Source organism: Empedobacter sp. UBA3239, assembly GCF_002362875.1.
In the GTDB taxonomy this organism is placed as follows: Bacteria; Bacteroidota; Bacteroidia; order Flavobacteriales; family Weeksellaceae; genus Empedobacter; species Empedobacter falsenii_B.
In genome coordinates this window covers 51,344-57,741 of record NZ_DEVJ01000073.1, presented here as the reverse complement: position 1 = coordinate 57,741, position 6,398 = coordinate 51,344, and the positions used below count along the sequence as shown (strand labels likewise).

7 protein-coding genes and 1 pseudogene are annotated in these 6,398 nt (G+C 30.7%); 2 read left to right on the top strand and 6 right to left on the bottom strand.

Annotated features, from left to right (window positions below):
• Positions 1-92: pseudogene (locus tag B4G36_RS11370) on the top strand (IS982 family transposase); the annotation flags it as partial.
• 410 nt (positions 93-502) lie between these two features.
• On the opposite strand, the gene B4G36_RS11365 reads toward B4G36_RS11370, so the two are convergent.
• Positions 503-829, bottom strand: a complete 327-nt coding sequence (locus B4G36_RS11365) for a hypothetical protein (protein WP_291064085.1) — start codon at positions 827-829, stop codon at positions 503-505.
• A gap of 236 nt (positions 830-1,065) precedes the next feature.
• On the opposite strand from B4G36_RS11365, the gene B4G36_RS11360 reads away from it, so the two are divergent.
• Positions 1,066-3,594 (top strand): outer membrane beta-barrel family protein, encoded by a 2,529-nt coding sequence (locus tag B4G36_RS11360; RefSeq protein WP_291064084.1) that lies wholly within the window; start codon positions 1,066-1,068, stop codon positions 3,592-3,594.
• Positions 3,595-3,668: 74 nt separating this feature from the next.
• Here the strand turns inward: B4G36_RS11360 and mscL are convergent, their stop codons facing one another.
• The 5 genes from mscL to B4G36_RS11335 form a co-directional block, all read right to left on the bottom strand.
• Entirely contained in the window at positions 3,669-4,052 is a 384-nt protein-coding gene (gene mscL, locus B4G36_RS11355; protein WP_115001768.1) for a large conductance mechanosensitive channel protein MscL, read from the bottom strand.
• 35 nt (positions 4,053-4,087) lie between these two features.
• Positions 4,088-4,984 carry a prolipoprotein diacylglyceryl transferase gene (gene lgt / locus B4G36_RS11350; protein ID WP_291064083.1) on the bottom strand — a complete coding sequence of 299 codons (897 nt, stop codon included), beginning with the start codon at positions 4,982-4,984 and terminating at the stop codon, positions 4,088-4,090.
• Positions 4,984-5,217, bottom strand: coding sequence for a membrane protein insertion efficiency factor YidD (gene yidD, locus B4G36_RS11345; RefSeq protein ID WP_125349653.1), 234 nt, complete (start codon positions 5,215-5,217; stop codon positions 4,984-4,986). Before yidD ends, lgt begins: the two co-directional genes overlap by 1 nt.
• A gap of 98 nt (positions 5,218-5,315) precedes the next feature.
• Positions 5,316-5,822, bottom strand: a complete 507-nt coding sequence (locus B4G36_RS11340) for a thioredoxin family protein (RefSeq protein ID WP_125349652.1) — start codon at positions 5,820-5,822, stop codon at positions 5,316-5,318.
• 58 nt (positions 5,823-5,880) lie between these two features.
• Positions 5,881-6,282, bottom strand: a complete 402-nt coding sequence (locus tag B4G36_RS11335) for a hypothetical protein (protein ID WP_125349651.1) — start codon at positions 6,280-6,282, stop codon at positions 5,881-5,883.
• Positions 6,283-6,398: the final 116 nt, after the last annotated feature.

Below are 6,398 nucleotides of genomic sequence, written 5' to 3'. Positions count from 1 at the left end.
TAGCTAAAATTACTGCACTTACTGTGGTTCAGTACATTAATAAAACATATTTTAATCGAAATATTAATAAGCTAAAAACCAAAATTATTTAAAATGCACAACGGGTTAATAGTATTAAATCATATAATGAATTAAGACCATATACAAGTTGTGATTATTTAACTCCAAATGCTGCACATTTACAGTCAGAAAATTAAAGAAAAGATGGAAAAACTATAATAGAAGTTTTAATAATCAAAACTTCCTTGTATAATAAATTTAGGATTAAGATCAATTGGTGTATAACTATAACAGGATTTATTTAAAAACATGTATAGTTATTTTAGGACGGGTCATAGTACCGGGATACTCCCAACATCAAGGCAAGATGAAGGCAACATAGTGGCAGTAGAATGTATGTAAAAGATTTTTGTAGTTTAATATTATGATGATAATATAGTTGCTTTATACAAAAGCATAAACGTATTAAGTTACAATAATTATCAAAATAAAAAAGGAGCTATTAATTAGCTCCTTTTTTATTTTGATGTTTTTTGGCGTGCAATTCTTTCAATGTTGCTCTTTGTTCTGGTGTAAAAACAGCATTGATTTCATTAAACTCTTTTTGACGAACTTCTTTCATTTTCTTTTTTAACTCAAGTTTTTCGTCTTTGTAGCTGTCCTCAATTTGTTTGATTTTGATGACCTGAGCATCTGTCAAGTTCAAATCTTTTTTTAATTGTTGTAATTTCTGCTCTCTTGATCCTTCATTTCTGTCTTGCGCTGAAGCAGTTGTTAAAGTGAAAGCAATTAATCCTAATCCTACATATTTATAAAATGCTGTTCTCATAATTATCAACTTTTTTGTTTTATTTATTCTTAAGACTTCAAAAAAATAAAAAGGTTTAAAACGATAAATGTTAAAGTTTTTCGTTTATGATGAAATCTTTTAAAAGATGTAACATTTGAGACGAATTATCGACCAATATTTTTTGAAATTATTTTTGAAATCGATTAAACCTTTTCTAAAAAGGATTGTCAAACAAGTTGTAAAATTATAAAACTACAAAACGAAAAATTAAACAAATGAGGTTAAGAAGTTTATTTGCTTTGATATTTATTTGTGTTTGTGCAGGATTGAATGCGCAAGAGCTTTTAAAAATTAAAGGGAAAGTCTTATCAAGTGAAAACAAACCTGTAGAATACACTACAATATCGCTTGAAAGCTCGGAAGATGGAGTTGTGGCAGAAGCGGCAACGGATGCAAAAGGAGAATTTACAGTAGAAGCAAAGGTTGGGCAATATGTTCTTGTGATTGAGCCATTGGGATACGATGTAATAGAAAAACAGGTTAATTTAGAGTCTGCATTAGATCTAGGTACTTTTACTTTAAAAACGACGCAAACAGTTTCATTAGGAGCAGCAGTTGTAACAGCGGAAAAGCCAATTTATAAAGTAGAATTGGACAAAAAAGTGTATGATATGGCGAATGATCCAATGTCGCAAGGTCAAACATTGTCTGATGCTTTAGCAAATGTACCATCAGTTTCTGTTGATGCAGAAGGAAATGTTTCGTTGAGAGGAAATGATAATGTAAAGTTCTTGATTGATGGAAAACCTTCGGGAATGTTGGGTGTTTCGGATGTTTCGGAAGCATTAAAAAATATTCCAGCCGAAAGTGTAGAACGTATTGAGTTGGTTACAAATCCGTCTGCTCGTTACGAAGCTTCAGGTTCTGCGGGGATTATTAATATTGTATTGAAAAAAGGTTCTAATACAGGTTTTAATGGTTCTGTAACATTGAATGGAGGAATTCCTAAAATGGTTGGAGGAAATGTAAACTTGAATTATAAAACAAAAAAATATAACATTTTTACAACTTTAGGTTCTCGTTATATGGATAGAGAAGGTGAAGGTTCTGCTTTTATGACAAGTTATAATGAAGGAACAGATGTTGTAAAACAATATAGATCTACAAACCGAGATAATAATAGAATTCGTAGAAATTACAACATTCGTTTGGGTGGAGAATATTATTTAGATGATAAAAATACAATAGGTTTATCTGCAGGTTATCGTTATAACAATGGAAATAACAATGCTTTAGTTGATTATAATTATTTTGATAATGCAATGACTTTCTTGAAGAATGAATATAATCTTCAGAATGAGAAAGAAATCGAAAATAACTTTGATTTAGATTTTAACTACAAACACGAGTTTGATAAAAAAGGTCATGAATTTGTATTTACAGGACGTTTTTCTTCTCAAAAAGAAGACGAAGATGGTTTTGTTAATGGTTTGACAAAAGTATTAGACAAAACTACAGGTAACTATGTAGATGAAATTACAAATCGTATTACTGATAATTTAGAAGATCAGAAAAATGTAGTGTTGACAGCAGATTATGTTCGTCCGATTGGTAAAAAAGGAAAATTTGAATTAGGTGCTCGTGCAGATTTTAGTGATACGAAAACTAATAACAAAACATTCTTTTTAACTGACGCTGGAGATTATGAAGAAGATAGTAGATTCTTTGCAAATGTAGATAATCAACAAAATGTATTTGCAGCTTATACACAATATGGAAACGCAATTGGAGAAAAATTTCAATACTTCGCGGGTTTACGTTTGGAGAGTTCTGATATGAAAATCAAAAACTACACAAGCGGAGAAAATATTTCAAAAAAATATACAGATTTATTCCCAACATTAACGTTGAATTATAAGTTTACTGAGAAAAACGAATTACAATTAAGTTATTCTCGTCGTGTTCGTCGTCCAATGGGATTCATGTTAATGCCTTTCTTTTCTGCAACAGATGATAGAAATGTAAGAAATGGTAATCCAGATCTTAATCCTACTTATACAAACTCATACGAGTTAGCTTATATCACAACTGTAGGAAAGTTGATGGTAACGCCAAGTTTATTTTACCAAAGAACAACTGATATGATTAATCAGTTTCAACGTAAAAATTATAACGATAACGGAGATGAAGTATTTATTACAAAACCAATCAACATTGGTGATGAAGATCGTTATGGTTTAGATTTAACAGCGACTTACAAACCAGCTAAATGGTGGAGTTTGATGTTCAATGTAAATTTATTTGGATACAATAGAACAGGTTTCTACGAAGAAACAAACGTTGTAAAAGATCCTGTAACAGGAGTAGAAAGTACAAAAGTAGATACGCAAGATTTCTCTGGAGACGGATTTAGTTCTCGTGGACGTTTGTCTTCTAACTTTATATTACCTGCAGATTTCAAAATTCAGGTTGCTGGAAATTATATGGGAAGCATGAAAACGGCTCAACAAAAAATTGAAGATAATTTGTCAATGGATTTCTCTTTATCAAAAGATTTGTTCAAGAAACAAGCTACATTATCTTTAAATATTCGTGACGTGTTCAACTCAAGAAAAAGAGAGTCTACTACTTATGGAGCAGATTACACTAATTACGAAAGTATGCGTTGGATGAAACGTTCATTAAACTTATCGTTTACATATCGTTTTAAGAAAACAAACGAAAGAGAAAAGAATAAAGAACAACGCCCAGATGGAGAAGAAATGGGAGGTGGAGAAGAAATGCAAATGCAAGCAGCTTCTTAAGCGTTTGAAAATAATCGATAAAAAAATGGATCGCAATTGCGATCCATTTTTTTATCATTTTGAATGAAAACGAATTATTTGTTTTTTAACAAATCACGAATTTCAGCCAATAATTCTTCTTGTGTTGGTCCTGCAGGAGCTGGTTCTTCAGCAGGGGCTTCTTTTTTCAATTTGTTAATTCCTTTAATCATTACGAATAAAGCAAATGCAACAACTATAAAAGAAATAGCAGCAGCTAAAAAGCTACCATATTTAATTGCAGTCCCTGGTATTACTAATGCAGCTAAATTTTCAGCATTAATAGCTTTCAAAGCTGGATTTAAAATGGCTGGCGTAATGATATCTTCAACCAACGAAGTAACAATTTTACCAAAAGCACCACCGATAACTACACCGACAGCTAAATCTACTACGTTACCTTTTACTGCAAACTCTTTAAATTCTTTAAAAAATCCCATAAGTTTAAAATTTATTTCAAAGTTTATAATTAATATTAATTCGGTTGATTAGTTTCTAATCTATTTTTAGATGAAAAATATAAATATAATCCAATTATCATAAAAGGAATACTTAAGATTTGACCGTTGTTTAATCCTATATTCAACATTTGAGCAACTGCTTCTTCTCCTTGATTTTCTTTATAGAACTCAACAACAAATCGTATTAAAAATAATAAAAATAAGAATACGCCTAACAAGGCTCCTAAATATTTTCTCTTGTCTGTTTTGTTATACATATAAAGCATGATAATTCCTAAGATGACATACCCTATCGCTTCGTAAATTTGAGCTGGATGGCGAGGAATTACTTCTCCATAACCCAAACTTTGTTGATGAAATTTTACTGCCCAAGGCAATTCTGATGCTTTTCCTACAATTTCTGAGTTGTAAAAGTTTCCAATTCGAACCGCAGCTCCACCAAAAGGAACAACAACAGCCATACGGTCTAATAACCACAATACATTACGATGCAAATATTTTCTACTAAATAAATAGGAAGTTAAAATTACACCTAATGCTGCTCCGTGACTTGCAAGTCCACTAAATCCTACAAATTCGTAATCTTGTAATAAACCAAAGAAAGCACTTTGTCCTGATGAATGTTGTACAGGTAAGAAAACTTCGATTGGTCGTTCGATAAACGCTGCTGGATCATAAAAAATATATTCTCCAAGTCTTGCACCTACAATTGCTCCAATAAATGTGTAAAGGAATAAAGGGTCAAGTAATTCTTTTTTCTGATTTTCTTTCTTGAAAATATTTGACATCAAATACCAGCCTACGACAAAGGCAACTATCCAACATAAACTATAAATATGTACTTTGAATCCTGCTATTTCAAATAAATAAGGTTTTGGATCCCAATCGATAAACGAAATTAAGTTAATCATTAATTTTTCTTTTTAGGTACAGGGTCGTATCCATGTCCTCCCCAAGGATGACAGCGACCAATTCTTTTTGTTCCGAGCCACAAACCTTTTAGCAAACCATGTTCTTTTAGCGCCTCTATCATATAAGAAGAGCAAGTTGGTTGATATCTACAATTGCTTCCCATCCAAGGAGAAATTGCTAATTGATAAAATCTTACCAACAGAATAAATGGTGTAACCAAAATTTTGTTCATCTCACAAAGTTAATCAATAACCGAAATAAAAAAGAATCAATCTAAAAAGTTTATGCTTTTGCAGATTGATTCTCTATACGATACGTGCTTAACGCATATTATTTTTTAGTATAACTCGCTGGATCTAATGCTTTGTAAGACCAGTTTTGTAAAAACTCTAACACAACTTTCGGATCGTGTCCTTTCACTTCTTTGCTTTCAAGATAAGCTGAGTTTTGTGTGTGAATTAAATTTCCTTTCTCATCTAAAATTACAAAAACAGGAAATCCAAAACGCTCTGGGTGTTTCAATGCAGCTAACGTTTCTTCGTTTTTATTTTTTGGAGAATAATTTACATGAACCACTTCATAATTATTCGCAATATAATCTTTTACTTCTTGATTTTCTTTTGTCAATTTATCAAACATCACACACCAAGCACACCAATTACCTCCAATTTGCAATAAAACGTGTTTCTTTTCAGCAGAAGCTTTTTGCACCGCATTCGCGATATCTACTTTCGGATTTGCTTCTTCACTATAAATTTTTGGTTTTTCAGTTTGTTGACCAAATGCAAAACTTAACGATAAAATCATTAAGCTAAAAAACATAGTTAATTTTTTCATTTCAAATTCTAAATATTAAGTCGAATTTACAATAAAAAATTATGCCGAAAACGTTTTTCTACGAATTAATAATCGTGTAATATAAATTTAGTTTTTCTTGAACCGAATTTATTTCATTATTTTTTTCGTTTTGATTAAATTGATTAATCATATTGATAGAGAATTTTGATTCAAATTCTAAACGGTCCAATTCTATTTCATAAAAATTAATTTGATGATGAATTTGTGTGAAATAATAATTCACCAATTCAACATACATCAATCTAAGTTCTTGATTTACTCTGATAAATTCTACAAATTCTTGCAATTCGACCAAAAACTCAATCATTTGTTTATTGATTTCTGATTGTTTATCTTTTAGTTCAATCTTTTTCAAATAATCAGTTGATAAAGCAATTTTATCACCCAAAAGTTGGTGCTTTCTTGTTAAAATTAAAGCACATTCTAACGCTTTCTTCATCATTTTAATTTTTATTCTAACACAAAGAAAATAAATCTAAAAGCCAAAATATGTCGTCCAAAAAATCATTCATTTTGACAAAACATTCCCTAACTTTGAAATCTAAACAAGATTTT